This is a genomic window from Streptomyces rubellomurinus (assembly GCF_000961885.1).
Taxonomy (GTDB): Bacteria; Actinomycetota; Actinomycetes; order Streptomycetales; family Streptomycetaceae; genus Kitasatospora; species Kitasatospora rubellomurina.
This window is the reverse complement of record NZ_JZKH01000021.1, coordinates 47,865-73,264: the sequence shown is the minus strand read 5'-3', so window position 1 is coordinate 73,264 and position 25,400 is coordinate 47,865. Positions and strand designations below refer to the sequence as shown.

Here is a 25,400-nt window from a genome sequence, read left to right as displayed (position 1 = left end):
TGAACCTCCTCACGCCCGCCGCTCCCCGGGGCCGGGGCCGTCGACGGCCTCCAGCCGGACCCCGACGCCCCGCACGGTGTGCAGGTAGCGGGGGTTGGAGGCGGTCTCGCCGAGCTTGCGGCGCAGCCAGGACAGGTGGACGTCGATGGTCTGGTCGCCGCCGTAGGTCTGCTGCCAGACCTCGGCGAGGATCTCCTTGCGCGGGACGACCACGCCGGGGCGCCGGGCGAGGAAGGCGAGCAGGTCGAACTCGCGGCGGGTGAGGTCGAGCGGTCGGCCGTCCAGGACGGCCTCGCGGCGCTGCGGGTCGATGGCGAGCCCGCCGACCTGCAGCACCTGGCTGACGGGGGCGGCGGCGCTGCCGAGCCGGCGCAGCACGGCGGCCATCCGGGCGCTCAGGTGCTCCCCGGAGAAAGGTTTCACCAGGTAGTCGTCGGCGCCGTCGTTGAGCAGCCGGACGATCTCGGCCTCGTCGTCCCGCGCGGTGCAGATGATCACCGGCACGTCGGTCAGGCCCCGGATCATCTTCAGCGCCTCGCTGCCGTCCAGGTCGGGCAGGCCCAGGTCCAGGATCACCAGGTCACAGCCCACCTGGGCGACCTCCCGCAGCGCTTCCAGGGCGGTGCCCACGCTGCGCACGGCGTGGCCGGTGTCGGTCAGGTGGCGGATGAGGGCGGAGCGGACGAAGGGGTCGTCCTCGACCACGAGCACTGTTGCCATGGCCCTGCACGGTACGCCATCGGCGGTCAGTGGTCTGTACCTCGGGTCGGACCTCGGGCCCGTCCCGGCATTGTTCAACTCCCCTGATTAATACGGGGGTAACGGTCGGCCCGGGTCCGGGGATGCGGCAGGATGTGCGCACGATGCGGAACGGACTGGTACAACTCGGCGCCTGGGCGGCGGCCACCGGGGCGGCGGTGGCGCTGTCCTGGCTCGGCGTGCACGCGGTGCTGGCCGGCGCCGCGTTCGAGCAGCCCACGGCGCTGCCGCTGCCCTCGCCGAAGGCCACCGTCGTCCCGCGCGCCGCGACCGCCACCCCCGACCGGGCACGGCCGGCCGACCAGCCCGAGGCCTCGTCCTCGGCGGCCGCCCCGTCCGCCCCGGCCTCCCGCACCCCGGCGCCGAGCGCCCCGCCGACGGCCCCGCCGCCGACCCGCCGGCCGACACCCACCGCCACCGCGACGCCCACGGTGAAGAGCTACCCGATCCCCGGCGGCCGGGTCGCGCTGGACCTCCGCCCGGACAGGGCCTCGCTGGTCTCGGCCACCCCGGACCCGGGCTGGCAGATGCAGGTGTGGAACGGCGAGGGCTGGCTGCGGGTGGACTTCACCAAGGACGACAAGGCCAACTCGGTGTTCGTGGCCTGGAACGGCCACGCGCCGACGGTGGAGACCGCGATCCGCTGAGCGGCGCAGCCGGGCCCCGCGGCCGTCACCAGCCCTGGAAGGGCACGTACCCCGGCAGGTACGGCCCGGCGTACCCGGACCGGTCGACCAGCGTGTGCCTGGTCCCGCCGGGCACCCCGATGGTGGCCAGCAGCACCGTGCCGAACCGGTCCCGCGTCTCGTACGGCTCGGCCAGCGACAGCGCGCCCCGGTCGACGGCGTAGTCGTACGCGTAGTGGACGTCCGGCACGCCCACCGCGAGGTCCAGGACGCCGTCCCCGTGCCGGGCCAGGTGCGCGGCCAGCTCCCGGCCGCGCGGGCCGATCACCTGCACCAGCGAGGTGAGCACGATCCGGGTGCCGGGCGCGGCCAGCACGTACGAGACGGTCTCCGGCTCGCCGGTCTCGGGCCCGGCGTACGCGGCGGGGCGCAGGCCGAGCGCGGCGCAGTAGCGGCGGGCCGCCCGCTCGGCGTCCCCGACCGCGAAGACCACCGCGTCGGCCCGGCCCACCGGCAGCAGGTCGGGCTCCCCCGGGGCCGGTGCGGGGCCCACGGCGTGGCCCGGGCCGGCGCCCGCGGCGCCCAGGGCGGGTTCGGCGGCGGTGTCGGTCATGACGGCCTCCCGGTTGGCGTACCGACCACAGCTGGCGGCCCCGCATGCCGGGGTGGGGCCCGGGCACGGGGTCGTGGCTGGAGGGTGGCGCCGGGGCGACCTGCGCGCAACTGTTCCGTTTCATCCTGGTCAAGCTGTGCGTCCGGGCGGGAGAATCGGCCGCGCCGCTGTACAGAATGCCCATCGGAGGACGGAGCCGCGATGCCCCCCGCCCACTCCCCGAGCCCGCCGGGCTCACCCAACTCCCCCGCCCCGCAAGGGCCTTCTCCCGTTCCGGCGGGCGGGAACGACGCGATCGACGCCCTGGACGGCCGGCTGATCCGGCTGCTCGCCGAGGAGCCCCGGATCGGCGTGCTGGAGTGCTCGCGCCGGCTACAGGTCGCCCGGGGCACCGTGCAGGCCCGGCTGGACCGGCTGCAGACCAAGGGGGTGATCGGCGGCTTCGGCCCGGAGGTGGACCCGGCCGCCCTCGGCTACCCGGTGACGGCCTTCGCCACCCTGGAGATCTCCCAGGGCCAGGGCGCGGTGGTCCGGGAGCACCTGGCGGGCGTGCCGGAGGTGCTGGAGCTGCACACCATCACCGGGGCCGGGGACATGATGGTGCGGATCGTGGCCCGCTCGAACGCCGATCTGCAGCGGGTGATCGACCGGGTGGTGGGCTTCGAGGGGATCGTCCGCTCGTCCACCGCGATCGCGCTGGAGAACCCGGTGCCGTACCGGATCCTGCCGCTGGTGGACCAGGCCGCCGCCGAATAGCCGTCCGGTGGGGTCAGCAGCCGGGGACGGCGCCGCCGGTGCGCAGCGCCTCCAGCGCCGCGATCGAATCGTCGAGCGTGCCGACCGGCACCAGCCGCAGGCCCTTCGGCGTGTTGACCTTGGCGTCCGTGCACTCGTCCTTGGGCAGCAGGAACACCGTCGCGCCGTCCCGGGCGGCCGCCTGGGTCTTCAGCGGGACGCCGCCGACCGGGCCGATCGTGCCGTTCCTGTCGATGGTGCCGGTGCCCGCGATCTTCAGGCCGCCGGTGAGGTCGCCGCCCTTGCCGTCGCCGGCCAGCTTGTCGACGATGCCGAGCGCCAGCATCTGGCCGGCGCTCGGGCCGCCCACGTCCCCGAGGTCGACCTTGACCTTCACCTGGTCCGGCGAGAGGTGGAGGTGGTTCAGCGCGGCCGCGGTCGCGCTGTCCTGCGACTCGGTCATCTGCTTGGCCGTCTCCTCCTCGGCCTTGGCGGGGTTGCCCTGCGGGTAGACCGTCTCGGTGGGCCGCACGGCCTCGTCCGGGTCGAACCAGGCCCGCAGCGCCCGCCAGAAGGTGGTCCGCTCGCCCGGGTTGGTGGCCGAGATGGTGACCATCCGCAGCTCGCCCTCGGTGGTGCGCAGCGGCGCCCCGGTGATGGTGATCACCGGTCGGTCCTGGTACGCGCCCAGGGTGTCCGCGGTCAGCCCCGGCCAGGTGACGGTGTACGGCAGCGGGACGAAGGCCGCCACGCCGAACAGCGCGGTGACCAGCACTCCGCTCAGCGCGAGCGTGCGGGTCCGCGGGGAGGTCAGTGCCTGGGTCAACTTGGTGTCGGACACAGAAGGAATCCAAACACACCCGGAGCCGGGTACCGGCCCTACCGCAGGGCGTCGGCCACCTCGGTGGCCGCCTCCACGACCCGGGGCCCGACCCGCTCGGGCACCATCCCGTTCAGCATCACCACGCCGACGCTGCCCTCGATGCCGCTCAGCCCGACCAGCGCGGCGGCGGCACCGCTGGCCCCGGACTGCTCCTCCGCGCGGGTGATGACGAAGCCCTGTTCGGGGCGGCGCTGGCTGGGGAAGCCGCGGGCCTCCAGGATCGCCCGGCCGGCGGCGCTCTCGGCGAGCGGGTGGCGCAGGCCGGTGCGGTAGGCGACGTGGAAGTCGGTCCAGCTCGGTTCGACGACGGCGACGGCCAGCGCCTCGTTGCCGTCCACCAGGGTGAGGTGGGCGGTGGCGCCGAGGTCCTCGGCGAGGCTGCGCAGGGCGGGCAGCGCGGCCTCGCGCAGCAGCGGGTGCACCCGGTGGGCGAGCCGCAGCACGCCGAGGCCGACCCGGGCGCGGCCGCCGATGTCCCGGCGGACGAGGCCGTGCTGTTCGAGGGTGGCGAGCAGCCGGTAGACGACGGTGCGGTTGACGGCCAACCGGGCGGCCAGCTCGGTGACGGTCAGTCCGCGCTCGGAGTCGGCGAGGAGCTTGAGCACCCGGACGCCACGGTCCAGGGTCTGGGAGGTCTCGGCAGTCACGACGGCAGTCCTTTCCGCGGCGCTCGCGGGCGTGCGGCGCCGGGCCGAGGGTTCGGTGTCGCGCTCAGGCGGGTGGGTGCGCTGGGGCCGCGCGGGTGTCGTCCTCGGCGCCCGGCGGGAGAGCGTGGGGGAAAGGTAGTGAAGGAAATGTCGCGGCGGAAGTGCTTGTCCAAAATTCGGGCGTGATCGTCACCAACGTCGCCGCGGAATCCGGACGAACCCCCGCAGATCACCCGGCCGATCGGCGCCCGGGTCGGCCATCGGTCCGAAAACCGGACACACCGGGGCAGAGAGTCCTGCCCCGGTGTGTCGGTCGGAAGGCTGCCGGACCGCTGCCGGACGGCTGCCGGACCGTTACTTCGCCCACTCCCGGATCTTGGCGATCCGCGCCTTCAGCTGGTTGGCGGTGGCCTGCGCGGTGAGCGGCCCGCCGCACTGGCGGCGCAGCTCGTTGTGGACGGTGCCGTGCGGCTGGTTGGTGCGGTGGTGCCAGGCGGCGACCAGCGCGTTCAGCTCCTTGCGCAGTTCGCGCAGCTCCTGGTGGGTGACGACCGGCCGCTGCTCGGCGGGCAGCTCCAGCAGGTCGGCCTCCTCGGCGGGCTTGGTCTTGCTGCGCTGGATCTGCCGGTGCTGGCGCTTCTGCAGCAGCATCTGCACCTGGTCGGGTTCCAGCAGGCCCGGGATGCCGAGGTAGTCCTCCTCCTCCTCGCTGCCCGGGTGGGCCTGCATGCCGAACTCCATGGCGTTGTACAGGACCCGGTCGAAGACCGCCTCGGAGCCCAGCGCCTCGTAGGAGAACTCGTCGCCGCCGGCGCCGTCCGGCCCGTCGTTGGCCCGCTCGGCCTCGGCGAGCAGCCGGTCCTCCTCGTCGAAGAGGCCCTCGCCCTCCTTCTTCGGCCGGTCCAGCACGTGGTCGCGCTGGACCTCCATCTCGTTGGCGAAGCCGAGCAGCATCGGGATGGTGGGCAGGAACACCGAGGCGGTCTCGCCGCGCTTGCGGGCGCGCACGAAGCGGCCCACGGCCTGGGCGAAGAACAGCGGGGTGGAGATCGAGGTGGCGTACACGCCGACGCACAGCCGGGGCACGTCGACGCCCTCGGACACCATGCGGACGGCGACCATCCAGCGGGAGGTGCCGGCCGCGTAGTCGGAGATCCGCTTCGAGGCCTCGGCCTCGTCGGAGAGCACCAGGGTGACCTTCTCGCCGCTGATCTCGCGCAGCATCTTGGCGTACGCGCGGGCCACGTTCTGGTCGGTGGCGATCACCAGCCCGCCGGCGTCCGGGATGGCCTTGCGGACCTCGGTCAGCCGCCGGTCGGCGGCCTGCAGCACGGACGGGATCCACTCGCCCTGCGGGGAGAGCGCGGTGCGCCAGGCCTGGGCGATCAGGTCCTTGGTCATCGGCTCGCCGAGCCTGGCCTCCAGCTCGTCGCCGGACTTGGTGCGCCAGCGCATGTTGCCGCTGTAGCTGAGGAAGATCACCGGGCGGACGACGTGGTCGGCGAGCGCGTGCCCGTAGCCGTAGGTGTAGTCGGCGACGGACTTGCGGATGCCGTCGCTGCCCGCGTCGTACGCCACGAACGGGATCGGGTTGGTGTCCGAGCGGAACGGCGTCCCGGTCAGCGCCAGCCGGCGGGTGGCCGGCTCGAAGGCCTCGAAGCAGGCCTCGCCCCAGGACTTGGAGTCACCGGCGTGGTGGATCTCGTCCATGATCACGAGGGTCTTGCGGGCCTCGGTCCGGTTGCGGTGCAGCATCGGGTTGACCCCGACGCCCGCGTAGGTGACGACGATGCCGTGGTACTCGCGGGACAGCGGCCCGGAGGAGTACGCCGGGTCGAGCTTGATGCCTATCCGCGCGGCGGCCTCGGCCCACTGCTTCTTCAGGTGCTCGGTCGGCGCGACGACCGTCACCTGCTGCACCAGGTGGTTGTGCAGCAGGTACGAGGCGAGGGTGAGCGCGAAGGTGGTCTTCCCGGCGCCCGGGGTGGCGACGGCGAGGAAGTCGCGCGGCTGGGTCTCGATGTACTTGTCCAGCGCACCCTGCTGCCAGGCCCGCAGCTTGCCGGCGGTACCCCAGGGGGCGCGGCCGGGGAAGGCCGGCGAGAGGTGGTGCGAGGCGGTGGGCGCGGCGTGGCCGGCGGCCCGGACGGACTCCTGCGCCGGCGGCGCGTCGGAGAACAGCGGCATCGAGGAAGCGGCGGCGGTACTCACGGGCTCCGAGGGGGATCATCGCAGGTCAGAGGCGGTTTTTCAGCCCCGTCCCGCGGTCGGGCGGCGATCGGACAACCCGCCCAGCCTACCGGCCCGGCGCCGTTCGGGCCTCCAGCCGAGCGCCCGCGCCGGGGCCGGCGGCCGGAAACCGATGTGACGCGGATCACAGTGAATCGGCCCCGGAACCGGGTAATCGCGGTAATCCCCAGGACTCTCACCAGGGTGAGTCCGCCCCGACCCTCCCTGCTGTCGCGGCCTCGCCCAGAACCGAAGGGACCGCCCTGTGCACACCTCCGCCGAAGAGACCGTCCAGGCCCGGCTGATCCTGTCGCCGCACCGCTCCGCCCGCCTGCGGGTGGTCCTGACCTACCTCGCCGAGGACCCGCTGGCCGTCCGGATGGCCTTCCCCGCCGAGTTCTCGCTGGACGACTCCGCCGAGGGCCCGAGCGGCGACGACATCGTCTGGGTGTTCGGCCGCCAGCTGCTCTCGGCCGGGCTGGAGCTGCCGTCCGGGGCCGGCGACGTCCACGTCCGGCCCGTGGTCGGCCGCCGCACCCTGGTCGAGCTGCGGGCCCCGGAGGGCACCGCGCTGGTCCGGTTCGACACCGCCGACCTGCGGCGCTTCCTGTGGCGCAGCCGGCTGCTCGTCCCCGAGGGCGAGGAGCACCTGCACCTGGACGCCGACCGCGCGCTCGCCGAACTTCTCGGCTGACGGCGGTACGGCGTCCGGGAGCTCCCCCGGGCTCCCGGACGACACCGGCGACACCTCCGACACCACCCGACACCGCCCGAAACCGCCGACGACGCCCGGGTCCGGGGCCCGGGTCGGGCCGCCGCGGCCGTCGCGGGGCCGAGCCGGTTCAGCCCGACAGCCGACGCATCAGCCGGACGCCCTGCGCCGCCGTGAGGTGCGGCAGGTAGGCCTTGCCGATCGCCCTGGTGATCGCGGGCAGCGCCGCCGGGTCGGGATAGCTCATGTACATCGGCCGGTACTCGGGCTGGAACTTCGCCTTGAAGGCCAGCAGCGAACGGAAGCCGTACACCGGCTCCAGCACCCGGCCCATCCAGTCCAGCATCCGCTGCAGCCCGGTGGGCTCCTCGTCCTGCCCGGTGCGGGCCAGCGGCGCGCCGGAGAGCGACAGGAAGCGCGCGCCCTCCTCCTTGAAGCCGAGCGCCGCGGAGGCGATCAGGAACTCGCTGACGCCCCGGAAGCCCTCCGAGCGCCGGCGCATGAAGTCCAGCGTCCAGCCGACCGGCACGCCGTCCTCGTAGACCGGCATCCAGCTGGTCAGCCCGTGCACCGTCCGCTGCTCGTCGACCGCGACCAGCACCCGCACGTCCGGGTCGTCCAGCTCCTCCAGGCCGCCGAGGGTGAAGCCCATCTCGGGCAGGCCCTTCTCGGAGACCCACTCCTCGGAGATCGCCCGGATCTGGTCCTTCAGCGCCAGCGGCGCCTCGTGGTACGCCCACCACTCGGCGGTGATGCCCTGCTTGCCGGCCTTGTTGAGCGCGGTGCGGATGTCCTGCCACTTCTTGCCGGTGAAGGCCAGCTCGGGCAGCGCGACCACGGTGTCCTCGGCGACCTGCACCGAGCGCCAGCCCAGCTGCCCGGCGGCGTCCCTGGTCTGCGGGGAGACGCTGTAGAAGCACGGCGTCCAGCCGCGCGCGTCGCAGTACCGGGCGAAGCCGAGCACCGCCCCGGCGCGGTCCTCCGGGGCTCCGAACGGGTCGCCGGTGGTGAGCGCGACGGTGCCCAGCACCCGGTAGGCGACGGCCGCCCGGCCGGACTCGTCGAACCAGTAGTGGTTGCCGTCCCAGGTGGTGATGAAGGACAGCGTGCCGCCGCCGTGCTCGGCGAGCAGCGCCCTGGCCCGGGCGGCCGCGTCGGCGTCGGTGTGCAGCACCGGCCGCCGGAAGGCGGACAGCAGCGCGCCGAGCGCGACCACCCAGAACGCCAGGCCGCAGTACGTCTCCAGGAAGCGCGCCACCGGGCCGACCGCGATCGGGTAGTCCGGCAGCAGGTCGTTGTAGGCCGGCGGCAGGAACTGCGCGGGCAGCCCGTCGATCAGCCCGCTCACGCCCGCACCGGGCTCGAACTGGTTCGCCACCAGCCGCCCGAGGCCGACGTACGCGGCGGCGGAGGCCAGCGCGGCGCCGCCGACCAGCAGGCCGAGCCGGCGCACCGACCGGCCGGGCAGCCGCAGCCGGAACCGCTGCCGGGTGGCCAGCAGCAGCGCGGTGGTCAGCAGCGGCAGCAGCATCGCCTCGACGAAGTACTGCACCACGTCCCGGTCGACCGGCCCGGCGTCCAGGTACAGCCAGCCCAGCAGCGCCACCCACAGCAGCTCGGTGGCGACGGTGATCCGCCAGGCGAACCGCAGCCCCCGGCGCAGCCCCTCGGCGAGCACCAGCAGCAGCCCGGGGAACAGCGCGGCCATCATCCGGCCGGGGGTGTCGAAGATCCGTTCGACGGCGTGCGCGCGGGCGCAGTCGTGCGCCGACATCGCGCAGAAGTCGGCCACCTCGTCCGGGCCGAGCCGGTGCGAGAAGTACAGCTCGGAGAAGGTGTTGAACGGCCCGCTGGCGTTGTCGTACAGCGAGGCGATCAGCGGCCCGAAGGCGGCGGCGACCAGGCAGAGCGCGACCAGCACCCGGGTCTCGGTGTGCGAGGAGCGGCGGCCGACCAGGTTCGGGCGGCCGCGGCTGAGCAGCGCGCCCGCGCCCAGCCCGACGAGCGCGGCGGCGCACCGCTGGACGCTCTGCAGGTGGCCCACGTACAGCGTCATGACCAGCGGGAGGAGCAGCACCAGCAGGTGCAGCCGGCGGCGCCACAGCACGGTGAGCCGGTAGCCGAGCACCCCGGCCAGGGCGAACAGGCCGACGCCGGGGCCGACCGAGGTCTGGTCGGCCACCGAGGCCGTCCACTGCTCGCCCGCCGCGGAGCCGGCCGCGATCAGCGCGGTGCCGGCCAGCGTGCCGACGACCTGCCCGCCGGCCAGCACCGCGAGGGTGCGCAGCCGGCCGAGCCGCCGCTCGGCGGTCGGGCCGACCAGGAGCAGCAGCAGGCTGCTGAAGACGTACGAGCCGATGCCGGAGCACCACAGCAGCGAGCTGAGCGGCGTCCACCAGCGGCCCGCGGCGAGGGTGTCCGCGCCGACGCCGGTCCGGGCGAGCAGGTGCGCGGACGGGCCGTGCGGGAGGCTGTGGGTGGCCGCGCCGAGCGCCCACAGCCCGACCAGCAGGGCGAGCGTCAGCGGCGCCGCGCGCAGCCTGGCGCCGAGCGCCCGGGCGGCCCGGCGGACCCGCTGCGGGCGCGGCTCCGGCGTCCGGGTGACGGGCGCCGGGTCGGTGTCGGCCTCACGCGGGGTCGGCACGCGCTCCGCGTGTCCGGAGCGCTCGGCGGCGGGCGCCGTCCGCAGCCCGATCACCTGGCCAGTCCGGTCTGCTGCGCCAGCCACGGTATCTGCCGGGCGATGCCCGGGCGGAACACGACCCAGCCGTGGCCGCCCGGCATCAGCTCGAACCTGGTCCTCATCCCGGCCTCCTGTGCGGCCTTGTAGACCTTCTCCATCTGGGGCCGGAACTCCCCGTCGCCCTCGCCGACCACGAAGGCGACGGACGTGTCGGGGAACTTCCGGCGGGCCATCAGCTGCAGCGGGTCGACCGCGTCGAACCGCTTGCCGTCACCGCCGAACGCGGCCTTGACGGTCTCCGCCCGGGTGCCCAGGGTGGGCTCCTCCTGGCCGGACATGTCGAGGACGGTGCCGTACACGTCGGGCGCGTTGACACCGAGCTGGAGCGCGCAGGTGCCGCCCATCGAGGCGCCGCCGACCGCCCAGGCCCCCCGGCCCTCGGCGGTCTGCAGGTTGTGCCGGACCCACTCGGGCACGTCCACCGACAGGTAGGTCTGGGTCCGGGCGATCTTCGAGTCCAGGCAGAGCGTGTTGTTCCAGGTGGAGCCCAGCTGATCGGGCATCACCACGATCGGGGCGAGCCCGTGGTGCTCGGCGGCGTAGGCGTCCATCGCCTCGTTCACCTGACCCGCCAGCACCCAGTCCCCGGGCGTGCCGGGCTGACCGGTGATCAGCACCACGACGGGCAGCAGCGGCCGGGGGGTGGCCTGGTAGGCGGGCGGGAGGTAGACGTACGCGGGGCGGGCGTTGAAGCCCGACCGCAGGCCGGGGATCGGCACCACCGAGACGGTGCCCTTCGCCGGCAGGTCCGCCGGGGCCTGCCAGACCTCGTCCAGCACCTTGCCCGGCGGGGCGGCGACGGTCTGCCCGACCTTGGGGGTGAGCGGCTCGCTGGTGTCGGTGAGCCAGGGCGCGAGGATCACCCGTCCGGTCGGGTACTGCCCGAAGCCGATGTTGACCTCGGAGGCGGCCATCAGCAGCACCAGCAGGCCCGCGCCGAGCGCGAGCCCCCGGCCGCGCCAGCGCAGCCGCCCCATCCGGTAGCCCGCCAGGCACAGGCCCAGCAGGGCGGTGGCTATCCACCAGGTGACGTACCGGGGCGTGCCCTCGGGGAAGGGGTGCCACCAGCCGTCCACCACGACGTCGAGCAGCAGGCTGAGCGCGGCCGCGGTGAACAGCGCGGCGGGCAGGCGGACCCGCCACCAGCCGCGGTCGCGGCCGATGGCGAGCGCGATCAGCGCCAGCCAGCCGGCGGCGTGGACGGCGTGCGGGATCGGGCCGTGGGTGAGCGGCCAGTCGATCGGGTTCCAGCGCGTGGCGAGGTTGAGCGTGGTCATGCGGCTTTGCCCGGTCGGGTGGTGTCGGCCAGGAACCCGTAGGCGACGACGTTGCCCTCGTAGCCGTGTTCCTCGCTGTACGCGCCGCCACAGGTGATCACCCGCAGCTGTGCGTCGGCGGCCTGACGGTAGACCCGATCGTCCGGGAAGTCCTTTCGGTCGTGCACTTCGATGGCGTACAGCTGGTAGACGGCGGTGGCGCCGTCGGCCCGGGCGATCTCGATCCGGTCCCCCCGCCGGAGCGCGCCCAGATGATAGAAGACGGCCGGGCCGGCCTTGTTGTCGACGTGCCCCGCGAGGATCGCGGTGCCGCGCTGGCCGGGGCTGGCGCCGCCCCGGAACCAGCCCGCGAGGTTGCGGTCCTCGGCGGGCGGGGTCTGCAGGTGGCCGTCCGGGTCGAGGCCGAGCGCGGTGACCGGGGCGTCCAGCTTGACGGCCGGGATGCGGACGCGGGTCGGGGCGGACGGGCCCAGCGGCGGGACGATCGAGACCGGGGCGAAGCCGGACAGCGACTGCCCCGCGCCCGGGGCGGGCGGCAGGACCGGCGAGCCGCCGTCGTGCAGCAGCCAGGCGCCGAGCACCAGCGCGGCGCCCGCCGCCAGGGTGCCCGGCCAGGGACCCCTGCTCTGCTGGCCGCCCACGGGCGCTCCCCTCTGTCGTACCTGCTGCCGGAACCTGCCGTCGAACCGCTGGGCCGCCCCGGCGGACGCCGGGTCGAACACCCGCCGGAAGCGCGGTCCCGCATTCTGGGAATTTCCTGAGAACCCATTCAATCGGATCGAACCGTAAGGCACGTCCGCACTACGGTCGTACCGGCACCCCCCGATCGGCAGGGGCCGGGCCCCCGCGGACACGGTGCGTGGGAGCCCACGAGCGCAGGGTGAGGCCCTCGACCGGCGCCGGACCCGCGCAGGAGCGACCCCGCACGAGCATCGACGGCCTGTCGGCCCGATCGGTTGCGTCAATCGAGCGATCGAATCCGAACGGCCGACGAGCCGCGACCGCCGCCGCCGCCCGCGTGCCATGCTGACCCGGTCACGGGTTCTATCACCCCACTTGTCCGACCGGACCTTCGCACGCCCGCACGCCTGCCGAACGCCTCATGAACGGAGTGACCATGGACGCACTCTCGCGCCGCACCCTGCTGGCCGCCGGCGCGGCGACGGCCGCCACCCTGGCGGCCGGCTGCGGCAGGGACGGCGGCAACGGCGGGGAGCACGCCGCGGGGAGCGCCGCCCCGGCCACCGCCGCGGCCGCCGAGCAGACCACCACCCCGGCCCCGGTGCCGCAGCCGCAGACCGTCCTGATCGGCGACGGCTCCACCGCCGACACCGGCGCCCAGCCGCACCAGCCCGTCCCCGACCGGCTCCAGCCCGGCCAGCGCCCGCCGCAGTTCGTGGTCTTCTCCTGGGACGGCGCCGGCGAACTCGACAACGGCCTGTTCGCCCGCTTCCGCAAGCTGGCGCAGGAGCACGACGCGAAGATGACCTTCTTCCTCAGCGGCCTCTACCTGCTGCCCGAGTCCAAGAAGGACCTGTACCGCCCGCCGCAGCACAAGGTCGGCGCCTCCGACATCGGCTACCTGAGCGACCAGCACATCCGCGACACCCTGGAGAACGTGCACGCGGCCTGGCTGGAGGGCCACGAGATCGGCACCCACTTCAACGGCCACTTCTGCGGCAGCACCGGCGTCGGCAAGTGGTCCCCGGAGGAGTGGGACAGCGAGATCCAGCAGGCGATGGACTTCGTGATGAACTGGCGCACCAACACCGGGTTCACCGACCTGCCGCCGCTGCCCTTCGACTACCGCAAGGAGCTGATCGGCAGCCGCACCCCCTGCCTGGAGGGCCAGCGCAACCTGCTTCCCACCGCGGTCAAGCGCGGCTGGCGCTACGACAGCAGCGGCAACGGCACCCAGGTGTGGCCGCAGAAGATCCAGGGCGGCGCGCTCTGGGACCTCCCGCTGCAGTCCATCCCCTTCCCCGGGCACACCTTCCAGGTGCTGTCGATGGACTACAACATCATGTACAACCAGTGCGGCCCGAACACCAAGGCCGACCCGGCCCTCCACCCGGGCTTCCAGACCCAGGCCCGGGACTCCTACCTGATGGGCTTCGACCGCACCTACAACAGCAACCGGGCGCCCTACGTCATCGGCAACCACTTCGAGGAGTGGAACGGCGGCATCTACATGAACGCCGTCGAGGACGTGATCAAGGCGATCGCGGGCAAGCCCGAGGTCCGGCTGGTCTCCTTCCGCCAGCTGGTGGACTGGCTGGACGCCCAGGACCCGGCGGTGCTGCGCAAGCTGCAGGGCCTCGCCCCCGGCCAGTCCCCGACCGGCGGCTGGGAGGCCTTCCTCGGCACCCCGGCGGCGGCACCGGCGGCCACCGCGAGCGCCACCGCCGGCTGACGGCCGGGCCCGGCCGTCAGGTCCGCGCCCGGACCCGGCCGGAGAGCAGGGCCCCGATCAGCGCGACCCCGGACATGGTCAGCAGGATCACCGCGAAGGCGCCGGCCGAGCCGGCGCCTTCGGCGCCCTCCTGGCCGGCCGCGAGCGAACCCCCGCCCAGCGCCGCGAACAGCACCCCGGCGAGGCCGGTCAGCAGCACGTTGCCCAGCGCGTCGCTCATCTGCAGCGCGGCCGAGTTGGCCCCGGCGTCCTCCGGCGCGGAGAGCTTCATCATCAGCACGCTGACGCTCGCCACCGTCAGCCCCATCCCGATCCCGCCGACGCCCCACGCCACCGCGGCCGCCCAGGCCGGCACCGCCGGGACGAGCACCAGGGCGGCGCCGGCTATCGCCACCCCGGTCGCCAGGAAGCCGCCCCGGATCATCACGGTCCGGTACCGCTCGGCCCCCGGCCGCCCCTGCAGCCAGGAGCCCAGCGCCCAGGAGAGCCCGCCGCTGGTCAGGGTGAGCCCGGCCAGCGTCGGCGACAGGCCCCGCTGGGTGACCATCATCAGCGGGATGAACGCCTCGGCCGCGAAGAACGCCCCGGCCGCCACCCCGCGCAGCAGGATCACCGCGGGCAGCCCGCGCCCGGCCCGCAGCGTCCGCTTCGGCAGCAGCCCCAGGACGGCCGGCGCCAGCAGCGCCACCCCGGCCAGGCCCGGGACCAGCCCGATCGGGTCGAGCCGCTGGCCCGCGTACTGCAGCAGGCCGGCGCCGAGCGCCGCCATCGCGGCCAGCAGGGTGCGCCGGCGGTCGAAGTCCGCGCCCTTGAGCACCGGGTGCTCGCGCTCCGAACGGGCCAGCGCCGGGCCCATGACGGCCAGCGGCAGCAGGATCAGCGCCGGCACCGCCAGGAACACCCAGCGCCAGCCCAGGTGCTGGGTGACGGCGCCGGCGACCAGCGGGCCGACGATCGAGGGCAGCACCCAGGCCGAGGAGAAGGCCGCGAAGACGGCCGGGCGCAGCCGCTCCGGGTAGGCCCGGCCGACCACCACGTACAGCGCGACGATCACCAGCCCGCCGCCCAGGCCCTGGATCGCCCGCCCGGCCACGAACACCCACATGCCGGGCGCCGTCCCGGCCACCACCAGGCCCGCGCCGAACACCGTGATTCCGGTCAACAGCGGCTGCAGCGGCCCGCGCCGGTCGCACCACTGGCCGGAGACGACCAGCGCGAACAGCGTGGTGGTGAAGTAGCCGGAGAAGGCGAAGGCGTACAGCCCGAGGCCGTCCAGCTGCCGGGCCGCGATCGGCATCGCGGTGTTGACGGCGGTCGCCTCGAAGGCGATCACCAGGACGACCGAGACGATCCCCAGTGTCAGCGCCCGGTAGCGCCCGCTGAGCACCCCGCCGCCGGGATCGGTCGCGGAGGCTGTCGGGGCGGAGTCGACCGAGGTGGGGGAGGCAGTGGTCATGGATGCCATGGTAAGAGCCGATCACGCCGGTGACTCCTGACCGGAGTCGGTGATCTCCTAGGTCCCTGGGCGTAGGACCCGGGCCGGGGCTCAGTGCAGCACCTTGAGCCCCACCACGCCGGAGACGATCAGCAGCAGGCAGCCGATCCGGGCCGCGGTCACCGCGTCCCCCAGGACGGCCATCCCGTAGAGCGCGGTGCCGACCGCGCCGATGCCCACCCAGACCGCGTATCCGGTGCCGATCGGAATGGTGCGCATCGCGTACGCCAGCCCGCCCATGCTCAGCAGCAGGGCGACGCCGAAGACGGCGCTGGGAACGAGGCGGGAGAAGCCCTTGGACGATTCCAGGGCCACCGCCCAGACGGTCTCCAGGAGACCCGAGACGATCAGAACGAGCCAGGCCATGACGAGCCGTACCTCCGCAGTCCACAGCGGCCGGATTGCCGCTGAACTGCGCCGTCTTGTCGTCACCGGGTACGACGCGCTCGTCCGGGGCGGCCGGCCCGCCAAGGGGGAGTCGGCCACCTGTCCCCGACCGTAGCACACCGCCCCGAAATGAATTCACACAGCGCAATACGGAATTCACAGAGGGTCATTGACCCCGTTCCGGCGGTGCGCCATTCTTAATGCACTGGCCGTGTGCCCGAGTGGTTGAGGGGACCGCCTGCAAAGCGGTGCACGCGGGTTCGATTCCCGCCATGGCCTCGCAAAAGGAATTCGCCGGTCGGCTTCCCAGCCGACCGGCGAATTCCGTTTTCCCGCTCTTCCCGCTCTTCCCGTCAGGCCGTGACGGCGTCCTCCGGCCGGATCGGCAGCCGGCCGACCGGCAGCCCGGTGGCGGCCCGGACGGCGGCGGCGACGGCCGCCGGCGCGACCACCGCGGGCACCGCGCTGACCGCCTTGGCGCCGAAGGTGGCCACCACGTCCCGCTCCTCCAGCAGCGCGGCGATCCGCACCTCCGGGGTGTCCAGCGCGGTCGGCAGCCGGTACCCCGTCAGCGAGGGGTTCAGCAGCACGCCGCCCGCCGTCCGCAGGTCCTCCAGCAGCGCCAGGCCCACGCCCTGCGCCACGCCCGCCTCGATCCGGTCCTCGATCTGCCGGGGGTTCAGCGCCCGGCCGACGTCCTGGGCCACGGCCATCTCGACCACCCGGACGGCGCCCAGCTCGATGTCCACGTCCACCACCGCGCGCATCGCGCAGAACGAGATGGACACGAAGGCGTCGCCCTGCCCGGCGTCGTCCAGCGGCTCGGTCGGGTGCGGGCGGCACTGCGCGGTGGCCCACAGCTCCTTGCCCTCCAGCGCCTCGGCGACCGGCATGCCGAGCACCCCGTCGTAGGAGGTGATCTTGCCGTCGGCGATCTGCAGCAGCTCCACCGACATCCCGAAGTTGGCCGCGATCGGCTGCAGCAGCTGGTGGCGGACCATCAGCGCGGCCCGCTCGATCGCCCCGCCGGAGACCCAGGTGTGCCGGCCCCGGCCGGACGGGCCGGCGACCGACTGGTCGCTGTCGGCCGGTGCGATGTAGACCTCGCTGACGCCCAGCACGGTCTGCACGATCTGCCGGGCCAGCGTGGCGAAGCCCTGCCCCGCGTCGACCGCCGCGCAGATCACCGTGGCGTGGTCGCCGCTGACCCGCACCGTGGCGGTGGACACCTCGTCCTCGCCCTCGGCGCCGAGCATGTGCACCATGCCGACCGCGTAGCCGATGCCGCGCCGCACCGCCGCCGGGTCTCCGGCACCGCCGGGCCCGCCCGGCAGCAGCCACTCGGCGTCCGGATCGTCCACCGGCAGGGCCGGCAGCGGCTCGGCCGCCACCGCGTCCAGCAGCGCCTTCACCGGCGCCGGGCAGGTGACGGCCTGCCCGGTGGGCAGCGGGTCGCCGGTGGCCATCGCGTTGCGCCGGCGGATCTCCACCGGGTCCACGCCGACCCTGGCCGCCAGCTGGTCCAGCTGCGCCTCGTACGCGAAGCAGGCCTGCAGCGCGCCCTCGCCGCGCATCCGTCCGGCCGGCGGGTTGTTGGTGCGCACCGCCCAGGCGTCCACGAAGACGTTCGGGCAGTTGTACGGGCCGACCGAGAAGGCCGTCGCGGAGGCCAGCGCCTCGGCGGAGACGTCCGCGTAGGCGCCGCCGTCCAGCAGGATCTGCGCCTCGACCTTCACCAGCACGCCCTCGGCGTCGGCGTGGTGGCGGTAGCGCAGCAGCGCGGGGTGGCGCGAGGTGTGGGTGTGGAAGGACTCCTCGCGGGTGAGGGTCATCTTCACCGGGCGGCCGGTGCGCAGCGCCAGCAGCGCCAGGGTGACCTGGAAGGACAGGTCCTCGCGGTCGGTGGTGGCACCGGGCACGCCGGTGGCCACCAGCCGGACCCGGTCCGGCTCCAGGCCGAGGCAGGCGGCGGTGCGGTCGCGGTCGCCGTGCGGGTCGGTGGAGGACAGGTGCAGCTCGACGCCGCCGTCCGGGCGGGGCACGGCCAGCCCGGCCTCGGCGCCGAGCGGCGCCGGGTCCTGCCGGCCGACCTGGTACAGGCCCTCGACGACGACCTCGCCGACCGCGTCCGGGTCCCCGGTGCGCAGCGGCAGGTGGCGGAACAGGTTGCCGTCCGGGTGCAGCGCCGGGGCGGTGAAGGCCTGCTCCGGGTCGGTGACGGCCTCCAGCGGCTCGTAGTCGACCGTGATCAGGCCGACCGCCAGCCGGGCGGTGTCCGGGTGGTCGGCGGCCACCGCCGCGACCGGCTCGCCGTGGTGGCGCACCACGCCGACCGCCAGCACCGGCCGGTCGGCGACGATCGGGCCGGACGGCGCGCCGTCCGGGGTGCCGTCCGGGCCGGGCGGCAGGTCGGCGGCGGTGACCACGGCGTGCACGCCGGGCAGCGCCAGCGCGGCCGAGGTGTCGATGCCGCGGATCCGGGCGTGCGGGTGCGGCGAGCGCAGCACGGCGCCCCACAGCAGCCCCTCGGCCCACAGGTCGGCCGCGTACGGGTAGATGCCGAGCGCCTTGGGCAGCGCGTCGCTGCGCAGCGGGGAGCTGCCCAGGCCGACGGGCTCCGGCGTGCCGCCCGCGCCGCCGTCCTGCTGGAGTGCTGCGCCGATGTCGGTAGGCGACGTCATGATGCGTGGTCGTCCTCGGGGAGCCGGATGCCGTGGGCGGGGGTGGCGCCGTACGGGAGGCCGTCCGCGGTGGCGCCGGCGGCCGGGATGCCGTGCGGGTGCGGGTCCGGGTACGGGGTGCCGTGCGGGGGCGTGCCGTCGAAGGCGGCGTTCGGCAGCGGGGTGCCGTGCGCGGGGGTGGGCTCGTAGACCGGGGCGTCGTACCCGGCGTCGTAGCCGCCGGGCTGCGGGTAGCCGTCCGGGTAGCCGGCCGGCACGTAGGTGCCGTGGGCGGGGGTGGTCTGGTAGTGCTGCCCGGGGTAGCCCTGCGGCTGGTGGTAGACCTGGTCGTCGGCGGCCTGGGCGGGGATGCCGGGCTGGGCGCCCGTCAGGACGGAGGTGTCGTAGACGCCGGTGTCGTAGCCGCCCGAGGGGTCGGCGTACCCGGCGCCGGCGCCGTGCTCGACCGGCGGCTGTTCGACGGCCGGGTGGGGGACGTGTTCGATCCAGGCCTCGGCGTCGGCGTAGACCGGCGGCTCGACGGCGGCGGCCTCGGCGGCCGGCTCCGGTTCGACGGCCTGCGGTTCGACGGCCTGTCGTTCGACGGGCTGCGCACCGGAGGCGGCAGCGGCGGCGGCCTCCTCCTCGGCGAGGGCGGCGGCCTCCGCCTCCTCCGCCTCCAGGGCGCGGGCGTCCGCGACGGTCTGGACGGCGGCCAGCACGCCGCGGTAGCCGGTGCAGCGGCAGAGGTTGCCGCACAGCGCCTGCCGGGCCTCGACCTCGGTGGGCCGGTGGTTGCGCTGCAGCAGGTCGTGCACGGCCATCGCCATGCCGGGCGCGCAGTAGCCGCACTGGACGGCGCCGGAGGCGGCCAGCGCCTGCTGGACGTCGCTCGCGCTGCCGCCGGCCGACAGGCCCTCGACGGTGTTGATCTCGCAGTCGGCGGCGAGCGCGGCGGGCACCAGGCACCCGGCCACCAGCTGGCCGTCCACCTGCACCGAGCAGGCGCCGCACTCGCCCTGCTCGCAGCCGTCCTTGGCGCCGGCCAGGCCGAGCCGCTCGCGCAGCACGTAGAGCAGGCTCTCGCCGATCCAGGCGTCGGTGACGGGCCGTTCGAAGCCGTTGACCCGGAGCGTGTACGAGGTGCACGGGCGCAGCTCGCGGCTGACCTGCGGGGCGGCGAGGCCGAGCGGGTCGGCGTCGAGGCTCTCGATGGGGTCTGTGCTCACTTCAGCGCCCTTCCCAGTGCCCGGCGGGCCAGCACCGCTACGGTACGCCGCAGTCGAACGGCCGCCGCGGTCGGCCCCTCGGTGACGGCCTCCCAGGCACCCTCGGCGCCGTAGTCCTCGGGGACGCAGGCGGCGGCCACGTACTCGCCGAACGCGGCGGTGGCGGCCGGGTCGATCTCCCGGCTGCCGTCCCAGTCGATGCAGCCGGCCACCCAGGCCTCGGCCTCCAGCGGGCGCAGCGGCACCGGGGCGACGGCGCCGACCGCGCAGCGCACGGCGCGCCGGGCCGGGTCGAGGACCAGCGCGACGGAGGCGGCGGCGCGGGCCGGGCCGCTGCGGCCGGTGGCCTTGAGGAAGACCTGCGGCGCGTGGAGCAGCGGGACTCGCACCCAGGTGAGCAGTTCGCCGGGGCGCACCGGGTCGAGGCCGGTGAGCAGGTGGCCGACCGGCACCTCGCGGGTGGCGCCGGCCCGGGCGAGGGTGACGGTGGCCTCCAGCGCGGAGAGCACCGGGAGGGTGTCGCCGGAAGGGGCGGCGGTGACGATGTTGCCGCCGAGGGTGCCGACGTTGCGGACCTGCGGCGGTCCGGCGGTGCGGGCGGCGTCGGCGAGCGCGGGGATGAGCGCGGCGAAGTCGGGGCGGTCCATCCGGGCGTGGGTGAGTCCGGCGCCGAGGACGGCGGTGCCGCCGTCCTCGTAGCGCCAGCCGCGCAGTTCGGTGATCCGGCCGAGGCCGAGCAGGGCGGCGGGGCGCAGCCGTCCGGCGTTGACGGCCTCCATCAGGTCGGTGGCTCCGGCCACCGGTACCGCGGCCGGGGCGGCGGCCAGCGCGTCGACGGCCTCGTCGAGGGAGGCCGGCAGCATGATCGTCCGGTTCACCTGGGTCCCACCGTGCTCCACTTGCTCATCGATCGCCTGCCGCCCGCGGCCGGGGCCGCACTGTCCGCGTCAGCAGCCCGGCCTGGCCCGTAGGGTACGGGCGATCGGGCCGGGTTGGGCAACTCTGGCACACAATGCTCGATGATCATTTCGGGGCGGGTGAACGGGACTGCCCGATTGGGACGGATACCGGGCGGTATCTGCCCCGACCCGGACCGGGCCAGGGCAGATGTTCATCTGTTCTTGACGTCAGATGATCGCTCATTAGTTCCCGAACCGTGTGATCACCGCTGCGGCGGCAGCCCCTCGATCGGCCGGCCGGCCACTCCCGGCCACCGCTGCCAGGGGTGCGGGCCGTCCGCCGGGCGGTACTCGACGCCGAGCGCGTCCAGCACCTCCAGGTGCCCCCGCAGCCGCCGCTCGAAATCGGCGAAGTCGCGCTCGGCCGGCTCGGCGGGCAGGGCGGACCAGGCGACCTCGGCGAAGGCGACCAGCCGGGGGAAGGCCCGGTAGTCGACGTCCCGGGCGCTGTCCATGAACTCGCTCCACAGGTTCGCCTGGGTGCCGATGACGTGCCGGGCGGCGGCCTCGTCCAGCTCCCGCGGCACCGGCTCGAAGCGGTAGACGTCCTCCAGCGTGCGCACGAAGCCGACCGGGATCGGCTCGTCCGGCCCGTCCGCCTGCCGGTGGTCGAGGTAGACGTGCTGCTCGGGGCACATCACCACGTCGTGCCCGGCCCTCGCGGCCGCGATCCCGCCGCCGAACCCGCGCCAGGACGACACCGCCGCGCCGGGGGCCAGGCCGCCTTCCAGGATCTCGTCCCAGCCGATCAGCCGGCGGCCGCGCGCGGCCAGCCAGCGGTCGAAGTGCCGGATCAGGTAGCTCTGCAGCTCGTCCTCGTTGGCCAGACCGAGCTCGCGGATGCGCGCCTGGGCGGCGGGGCTGTCCTTCCACTGCTCCTTGGGGCACTCGTCGCCGCCCAGGTGGATGAACTCGGACGGGAACAGCTCCAGCACCTCCTCCAGCACCCCCTCGAAGAAGCGCAGGGTCTCCTCGGAGGCGTTGAGGACGTGGTGGCTCACCCCCCAGTCCGTCCAGACGCCGAGCGCCGCGGTGTCCACCACGTCGGTGTTGCCCAGCTCGGGGTAGGCGGCGACGGCGGCCTGGGTGTGGCCGGGCAGGTCGATCTCCGGGACGACGGTGATCCCGCGCGCGGCCGCGTAGGCGACGATCTCGCGCAGGTCGTCCTGGGTGTAGTAGCCGCCGTGCGGGCGGTCGTCGCGGCGCCCGCCGGCCCGGTAGCCGACCATCGAGCGCTCCCGCCAGGCGCCGCGCCCGGTCAGCCTCGGGTAGCGCTTGATCTCCACCCGCCAGCCCTGGTCGTCGGTCAGGTGCAGGTGCAGCACGTTGAGCTTGTGCGCGGCCAGCAGGTCGACGAAGCGCAGCACGTCGGACGTGGGCAGGAAGTGCCGGGCGACGTCGAGCAGCACGCCGCGCCAGCCGAACCGGGGGGCGTCCGCGAGGTCGACGCCGGGCAGCACCCAGCCCTCGCGGCGCAGCGGGGAGCGCCGGTGGGCGTCCGGGCCGAGCAGCCGCCGCAGGGTCTGCGCGCCCCACAGCGCGCCGGCCGGGCCGCCCGCGGCGAGCAGCGCGTGGCCGGGGCGCACCGTGATCCGGTACGCCTCGGCGGCCAGCGCGTCGTCCTCGACCAGCTCGATGCCCGTGCCCGGCCGGCCCGGGCCGAGCGGCAGCCCGGTGGCGGCGCCGAGCGTGCCGCGCAGCCACCGCTCGGCGTCGGCCAGCCCGGGCGGCGCGGTCAGCGTGGTGGCGGCGTCCAGCGGGAAGTCCTCGCCCGGACGGCGGACGGCACTCGACGGTGCGGGGATGAGGTCCATCCCGTCATCCTGCCCACGCCCGGCGCGAGTGGCATAGACCACCGCGGAAACGCGGTGCTATGCAAAACGCCGTTCCGGCGCGCGCGGACTACTTGCCGCCGCCCTCGCCGTCGCCGCCCTGCGGCTTGCCGATGCCGTCGTAGATCTCCTTGCACATCGGGCAGACCGGGTACTTCTTCGGGTCGCGCCCGGGCACCCACACCTTGCCGCAGAGCGCCACCACGGGCGATCCGGAGAGCGCGCTCTCCATGATCTTGTCCTTCTGGACGTAGTGCGCGAAGCGCTCGTGGTCGCCGTCCCCGTGGGACACCTGCGGGACGGGCTCGACCAGGGTGCCGGTGCCGAGGCCGCGCTCGGGCTCAAGAGTGCTCATAGGTGCCAAGTCTATGGGCGCCCCCGGAAACCCGGCCAGTGTCGCGCGACCGCGCCCCGCCCACTCGCCTCCGGGGCGTGGGTTCAGTTCAGCGTCGGGTCGTCCGGGTAGGTCGCGAACAGCGCCAGCGGGCCGCGCTGGCGGCGCAGCACCGCGCGCCACAGCCGCTCCGGCTCGGGGCTGGAGATGTCCCCGGGCTCGCAGTCCACCAGGTACCAGGCGCCGCTCTCCAGCTCCGCCTCCAGCTGGCCGGGCGACCAGCCGGCGTACCCGGCGAAGATCCGCAGCGCCCCCAGCTCCCCGGCCAGCACCTCGGGCGGCGCCTCCAGGTCGACCAGGCCGATCGCCCCGTGCACCCGCCGCCAGCCGAGCGGCTCGCCGGTGCCCGGCTCCCCCGGCGCCACCGCGAGGCCGAGGGCCGAGTCCAGCGCCACCGGCCCGCCCTGGAACACCACGGCGGGCCGGCCGACGAGTCTGCCCCAGCCGTCCAGCACACTGCCGACCTCGACCGGTGTCGGCCGGTTGAGGACCACACCGAGCGCCCCCTCGACGTCGTGGTCGAGGAGCAGCACCACCGACCGCGCGAAGTTCGGATCGGTGAGCACGGGCGTCGCGACGAGCAGACGGCCGGTGTGTGACCGGCCTGCGTGCGAATGGGCCGCCGTCATGCCACACATGATCCCGCAGAACGGCGCCGGTCGGACACCGAAACGGTCGAAACCGCGCCACGCCGAACGAACACCCGTACGGCCGTACCGGCGGGCGGGAGGAGCCCCGGAGAGAGCACCATCACGGGAGAGGCTCACGGGAACCGTCCAGACGCCTACTACCATCTACGGATGGTGGACGCCCTTCTACGGTGCCGACTCGGTTTCGCCGGGGGCCCGAACGCGCCCGTACGGCCGTACCACCGGTCCACCAGCGGCTCTGCTCCAGAGCCCGTCCCACTCCTCTGGCACCCCGGATTGCGAGAACGATGACCGACGACGTCCTGCTGGTCCACGGCGGAAACCCGCTCGAAGGCGAGATCCGCGTCCGCGGTGCGAAGAACCTGGTCCCCAAGGCCATGGTCGCCGCCCTCCTCGGGCAGGGCCCCAGCAGACTGCGCAACGTCCCGGACATCCGCGACGTCAAGGTGGTCCGCGGACTGCTCCAGCTGCACGGCGTGACCGTGCGCACCGGTGACGAGGACGGCGAGCTGATCCTCGACCCCTCGCACGTCGAGAGCGCCAACGTCGCCGACATCGACGCGCACGCCGGCTCCTCGCGGATCCCGATCCTGTTCTGCGGCCCGCTGCTGCACCGCCTCGGCCACGCCTTCATCCCGGGCCTGGGCGGCTGCGACATCGGCGGCCGCCCGGTCGACTTCCACTTCGAGGTGCTGCGCCAGTTCGGCGCCACCATCGAGAAGCACCCGCAGGGCACCTACCTGGTCGCCCCGCAGCGGCTGCGCGGCACCAAGATCGAGCTGCCCTACCCCTCGGTCGGCGCGACCGAGCAGGTGCTGCTCACCGCCGTCCTCGCGGAGGGCGTCACCGAGCTGCGCAACGCGGCCATCGAGCCGGAGATCGTCGACCTGATCTGCGTGCTGCAGAAGATGGGCGCGATCATCACCCTGGGCACCGACCGCACCATCCTGATCACCGGTGTGGACGAGCTGAACGGCTACACCCACCGGGCGCTGCCGGACCGCCTGGAGGCGGCCTCCTGGGCCTGCGCGGCGCTGGCGACCAAGGGCGACATCTACGTCCGCGGCGCCCGCCAGCTGGAGATGATGACCTTCCTCAACACCTTCCGGAAGGTCGGCGGCGCCTTCGAGGTCGACGACGAGGGCATCCGCTTCTGGCACCCGGGCGGCGAGCTCAAGGCGATCGCCCTGGAGACCGACGTGCACCCGGGCTTCCAGACCGACTGGCAGCAGCCGCTGGTGGTCGCGCTGACCCAGGCCACCGGCCTGTCCATCGTCCACGAGACGGTGTACGAGTCGCGGCTCGGCTTCACCGGCGCGCTGAACCAGATGGGCGCGCACATCCAGCTCTACCGCGAGTGCCTGGGCGCGACCCCGTGCCGCTTCGGCGCCCGCAACTTCCTGCACTCGGCGGTCGTCTCCGGCCCGTCCAAGCTGATGGGCGCCGAGCTGGTCATCCCGGACCTGCGCGGCGGCTTCTCGTACCTGATCGCGGCGCTGGCGGCCGAGGGCACCTCGACCGTGCACGGCATCGACCTGATCAACCGCGGCTACGAGAACTTCATGGACAAGCTGCGCGACCTGGGCGCGCACGTCGAGCTGCCCAGCGAGCAGCTGGTCGACGCCTGATCAGCGCCCGGTGACACGGCGAGAGGCCGGGCTCCCCGCGGGGAGCCCGGCCTCTCGGGCGTTCAAGGTGCGGTTCAGGCGCCCTTGGCGGCTTCCTTCAGCTTGGAGCCGGCGCTGACCTTGGCGCTGTAGCCCTCGGGGATCTGGATCGGCTCGCCGGTCTGCGGGTTGCGGGCGGTGCGGGCAGCGCGGTGGGTGCGCTCGAAGGTCAGGAAACCGGGGATGGTGACCTTCTCGTCGCCCTTGGCGACGACCTCGCCGACGATCTCGGCGAAGGCGGCCAGAACGGCGTCGGCGTCCTTGCGGGTCACCTCGGCGCGCTCGGACAGCGCGGCCACCAGCTCACTGCGGTTCATGTGTACTCCTGTGGTCTGTTCGCTTGCGGTGTGCGGGGGCCCATCGGTGCTCCCACCGGGGGGCACCCGGATGGGCCGCAGGTCCGCACACTGTGCTCATGCAGGCAATGCGTGGTCGCAGGCCGGGTCCGTACCCGTACGCCGCGCGCCGGTGCCGTCGAAAGGCCCGCCCG

At 74.3% G+C, this 25,400-nt stretch carries 22 protein-coding genes, 1 tRNA gene and 1 riboswitch; of the genes, 6 read left to right on the top strand and 17 right to left on the bottom strand.

Translation table 11 applies throughout. The features are described from left to right. Positions 1-9: 9 nt before the first annotated feature. On the bottom strand, positions 10-720 hold the full coding sequence (locus VM95_RS13095) for a response regulator transcription factor (RefSeq protein ID WP_078859836.1): 711 nt from the start codon (positions 718-720) through the stop codon (positions 10-12). Positions 721-863: 143 nt separating this feature from the next. Here VM95_RS13095 and VM95_RS42495 point away from each other — a divergent pair, with 143 nt between their 5' ends. Beyond that, on the top strand, positions 864-1,406 hold the full coding sequence (locus tag VM95_RS42495; protein ID WP_045695801.1) for a hypothetical protein: 543 nt from the start codon (positions 864-866) through the stop codon (positions 1,404-1,406). Between the two features lie 25 nt (positions 1,407-1,431). Here VM95_RS42495 and VM95_RS13085 read toward each other — a convergent pair whose 3' ends face one another. Continuing rightward, a complete protein-coding gene (locus tag VM95_RS13085) occupies positions 1,432-1,998 on the bottom strand; it encodes a VOC family protein (RefSeq protein ID WP_052706331.1) in 567 nt (188 codons plus the stop codon). 201 nt (positions 1,999-2,199) lie between these two features. On the opposite strand from VM95_RS13085, the gene VM95_RS13080 reads away from it, so the two are divergent. After that, positions 2,200-2,754 carry an Lrp/AsnC family transcriptional regulator gene (locus VM95_RS13080; protein ID WP_244178749.1) on the top strand — a complete coding sequence of 185 codons (555 nt, stop codon included), beginning with the start codon at positions 2,200-2,202 and terminating at the stop codon, positions 2,752-2,754. Positions 2,755-2,767: 13 nt separating this feature from the next. Here the strand turns inward: VM95_RS13080 and VM95_RS13075 are convergent, their stop codons facing one another. The 3 genes from VM95_RS13075 to VM95_RS13065 form a co-directional block, all read right to left on the bottom strand. Continuing rightward, positions 2,768-3,574, bottom strand: a complete 807-nt coding sequence (locus VM95_RS13075) for a S16 family serine protease (RefSeq protein ID WP_244178748.1) — start codon at positions 3,572-3,574, stop codon at positions 2,768-2,770. 38 nt (positions 3,575-3,612) lie between these two features. Next, complete coding sequence (locus VM95_RS13070) at positions 3,613-4,263, bottom strand: IclR family transcriptional regulator (RefSeq protein WP_045695800.1); 651 nt, start codon at positions 4,261-4,263, stop codon at positions 3,613-3,615. A gap of 354 nt (positions 4,264-4,617) precedes the next feature. Further along, positions 4,618-6,450, bottom strand: coding sequence for a DEAD/DEAH box helicase (locus tag VM95_RS13065; protein WP_045695797.1), 1,833 nt, complete (start codon positions 6,448-6,450; stop codon positions 4,618-4,620). Between the two features lie 307 nt (positions 6,451-6,757). Between VM95_RS13065 and VM95_RS13060 the strand changes: the two genes are divergently transcribed. Next, positions 6,758-7,186: an SsgA family sporulation/cell division regulator gene (locus tag VM95_RS13060; RefSeq protein ID WP_045695795.1), complete on the top strand. Its 429-nt coding sequence runs from the start codon at positions 6,758-6,760 to the stop codon at positions 7,184-7,186. A 148-nt stretch (positions 7,187-7,334) separates the two neighbouring features. On the opposite strand, the gene VM95_RS13055 is transcribed toward VM95_RS13060, so the two are convergent. Genes VM95_RS13055 through VM95_RS44310 form a run of 3 tightly spaced genes read right to left on the bottom strand, consistent with a single transcriptional unit; the run spans position 7,335 to position 11,865 of the window. Continuing rightward, complete coding sequence (locus tag VM95_RS13055) at positions 7,335-9,932, bottom strand: bifunctional lysylphosphatidylglycerol flippase/synthetase MprF (RefSeq protein WP_078859835.1); 2,598 nt, start codon at positions 9,930-9,932, stop codon at positions 7,335-7,337. Next, the gene (locus VM95_RS13050) at positions 9,899-11,224 is read right to left on the bottom strand and encodes an alpha/beta hydrolase (RefSeq protein WP_052706333.1); all 1,326 of its coding nucleotides are present in this window, start codon (positions 11,222-11,224) and stop codon (positions 9,899-9,901) included. The genes VM95_RS13055 and VM95_RS13050 overlap by 34 nt, the downstream gene beginning before the upstream one ends. Continuing rightward, the gene (locus VM95_RS44310; protein ID WP_045695794.1) at positions 11,221-11,865 is read right to left on the bottom strand and encodes a class F sortase; all 645 of its coding nucleotides are present in this window, start codon (positions 11,863-11,865) and stop codon (positions 11,221-11,223) included. The genes VM95_RS13050 and VM95_RS44310 overlap by 4 nt, the downstream gene beginning before the upstream one ends. Before the next feature lie 476 nt (positions 11,866-12,341). Here VM95_RS44310 and VM95_RS13040 point away from each other — a divergent pair, with 476 nt between their 5' ends. After that, a complete protein-coding gene (locus VM95_RS13040; protein ID WP_045695793.1) occupies positions 12,342-13,637 on the top strand; it encodes a polysaccharide deacetylase family protein in 1,296 nt (431 codons plus the stop codon). Positions 13,638-13,653: 16 nt separating this feature from the next. Here VM95_RS13040 and VM95_RS13035 read toward each other — a convergent pair whose 3' ends face one another. Both VM95_RS13035 and VM95_RS13030 read right to left on the bottom strand, forming a co-directional pair. Next, complete coding sequence (locus VM95_RS13035; RefSeq protein WP_045695792.1) at positions 13,654-15,093, bottom strand: MFS transporter; 1,440 nt, start codon at positions 15,091-15,093, stop codon at positions 13,654-13,656. 90 nt (positions 15,094-15,183) lie between these two features. Then, positions 15,184-15,498, bottom strand: coding sequence for a DMT family transporter (locus tag VM95_RS13030; protein ID WP_045695790.1), 315 nt, complete (start codon positions 15,496-15,498; stop codon positions 15,184-15,186). 45 nt (positions 15,499-15,543) lie between these two features. Next, positions 15,544-15,606: riboswitch (guanidine-III (ykkC-III) riboswitch) on the bottom strand. 120 nt (positions 15,607-15,726) lie between these two features. Here VM95_RS13030 and VM95_RS13025 point away from each other — a divergent pair. Beyond that, positions 15,727-15,798: transfer RNA gene (locus tag VM95_RS13025), tRNA-Cys, on the top strand. Between the two features lie 74 nt (positions 15,799-15,872). Here VM95_RS13025 and VM95_RS13020 read toward each other — a convergent pair. From VM95_RS13020 to VM95_RS12995, 6 genes are all read right to left on the bottom strand, one after another. Next, complete coding sequence (locus VM95_RS13020) at positions 15,873-18,200, bottom strand: xanthine dehydrogenase family protein molybdopterin-binding subunit (RefSeq protein WP_045695788.1); 2,328 nt, start codon at positions 18,198-18,200, stop codon at positions 15,873-15,875. Further along, positions 18,197-19,408: a (2Fe-2S)-binding protein gene (locus VM95_RS45610; RefSeq protein ID WP_425265300.1), complete on the bottom strand. Its 1,212-nt coding sequence runs from the start codon at positions 19,406-19,408 to the stop codon at positions 18,197-18,199. Before VM95_RS45610 ends, VM95_RS13020 begins: the two co-directional genes overlap by 4 nt. Continuing rightward, positions 19,405-20,271: an FAD binding domain-containing protein gene (locus tag VM95_RS44300; RefSeq protein WP_045695892.1), complete on the bottom strand. Its 867-nt coding sequence runs from the start codon at positions 20,269-20,271 to the stop codon at positions 19,405-19,407. Before VM95_RS44300 ends, VM95_RS45610 begins: the two co-directional genes overlap by 4 nt. Positions 20,272-20,570: 299 nt before the next feature. Further along, positions 20,571-22,181, bottom strand: coding sequence for a beta-N-acetylhexosaminidase (locus VM95_RS13005; protein WP_045695786.1), 1,611 nt, complete (start codon positions 22,179-22,181; stop codon positions 20,571-20,573). An 88-nt stretch (positions 22,182-22,269) separates the two neighbouring features. Next, positions 22,270-22,554, bottom strand: coding sequence for a DUF3039 domain-containing protein (locus VM95_RS13000; RefSeq protein WP_045695785.1), 285 nt, complete (start codon positions 22,552-22,554; stop codon positions 22,270-22,272). An 83-nt stretch (positions 22,555-22,637) separates the two neighbouring features. Next, positions 22,638-23,231 (bottom strand): YqgE/AlgH family protein, encoded by a 594-nt coding sequence (locus tag VM95_RS12995; protein WP_045695784.1) that lies wholly within the window; start codon positions 23,229-23,231, stop codon positions 22,638-22,640. A 299-nt stretch (positions 23,232-23,530) separates the two neighbouring features. Here VM95_RS12995 and murA point away from each other — a divergent pair, with 299 nt between their 5' ends. Then, positions 23,531-24,871: a UDP-N-acetylglucosamine 1-carboxyvinyltransferase gene (gene murA, locus VM95_RS12990; RefSeq protein ID WP_045695783.1), complete on the top strand. Its 1,341-nt coding sequence runs from the start codon at positions 23,531-23,533 to the stop codon at positions 24,869-24,871. Between the two features lie 74 nt (positions 24,872-24,945). Here murA and VM95_RS12985 read toward each other — a convergent pair whose 3' ends face one another. Next, complete coding sequence (locus tag VM95_RS12985) at positions 24,946-25,227, bottom strand: HU family DNA-binding protein (RefSeq protein WP_030308200.1); 282 nt, start codon at positions 25,225-25,227, stop codon at positions 24,946-24,948. Positions 25,228-25,400: the final 173 nt, after the last annotated feature.

What these genes read in the sequence shown, in the direction of transcription:
- VM95_RS13095 (WP_078859836.1), bottom strand. Translation starts at nt 720, where the DNA reads ATGGCAACAGTGCTCGTGGTCGAGGACGACCCCTTCGTCCGCTCCGCC.
- VM95_RS42495 (WP_045695801.1), top strand. Translation starts at nt 864, where the DNA reads ATGCGGAACGGACTGGTACAACTCGGCGCCTGGGCGGCGGCCACCGGG.
- VM95_RS13085 (WP_052706331.1), bottom strand. Translation starts at nt 1,998, where the DNA reads ATGACCGACACCGCCGCCGAACCCGCCCTGGGCGCCGCGGGCGCCGGC.
- VM95_RS13080 (WP_244178749.1), top strand. Translation starts at nt 2,200, where the DNA reads ATGCCCCCCGCCCACTCCCCGAGCCCGCCGGGCTCACCCAACTCCCCC.
- VM95_RS13065 (WP_045695797.1), bottom strand. Translation starts at nt 6,450, where the DNA reads ATGCCGCTGTTCTCCGACGCGCCGCCGGCGCAGGAGTCCGTCCGGGCC.
- VM95_RS13050 (WP_052706333.1), bottom strand. Translation starts at nt 11,224, where the DNA reads ATGACCACGCTCAACCTCGCCACGCGCTGGAACCCGATCGACTGGCCG.
- VM95_RS13040 (WP_045695793.1), top strand. Translation starts at nt 12,342, where the DNA reads ATGGACGCACTCTCGCGCCGCACCCTGCTGGCCGCCGGCGCGGCGACG.
- VM95_RS13035 (WP_045695792.1), bottom strand. Translation starts at nt 15,093, where the DNA reads ATGACCACTGCCTCCCCCACCTCGGTCGACTCCGCCCCGACAGCCTCC.
- VM95_RS13030 (WP_045695790.1), bottom strand. Translation starts at nt 15,498, where the DNA reads ATGGCCTGGCTCGTTCTGATCGTCTCGGGTCTCCTGGAGACCGTCTGG.
- VM95_RS13020 (WP_045695788.1), bottom strand. Translation starts at nt 18,200, where the DNA reads ATGACGTCGCCTACCGACATCGGCGCAGCACTCCAGCAGGACGGCGGC.
- VM95_RS44300 (WP_045695892.1), bottom strand. Translation starts at nt 20,271, where the DNA reads ATGCTGCCGGCCTCCCTCGACGAGGCCGTCGACGCGCTGGCCGCCGCC.
- VM95_RS13005 (WP_045695786.1), bottom strand. Translation starts at nt 22,181, where the DNA reads ATGGACCTCATCCCCGCACCGTCGAGTGCCGTCCGCCGTCCGGGCGAG.
- VM95_RS13000 (WP_045695785.1), bottom strand. Translation starts at nt 22,554, where the DNA reads ATGAGCACTCTTGAGCCCGAGCGCGGCCTCGGCACCGGCACCCTGGTC.
- VM95_RS12995 (WP_045695784.1), bottom strand. Translation starts at nt 23,231, where the DNA reads ATGTGTGGCATGACGGCGGCCCATTCGCACGCAGGCCGGTCACACACC.
- murA (WP_045695783.1), top strand. Translation starts at nt 23,531, where the DNA reads ATGACCGACGACGTCCTGCTGGTCCACGGCGGAAACCCGCTCGAAGGC.
- VM95_RS12985 (WP_030308200.1), bottom strand. Translation starts at nt 25,227, where the DNA reads ATGAACCGCAGTGAGCTGGTGGCCGCGCTGTCCGAGCGCGCCGAGGTG.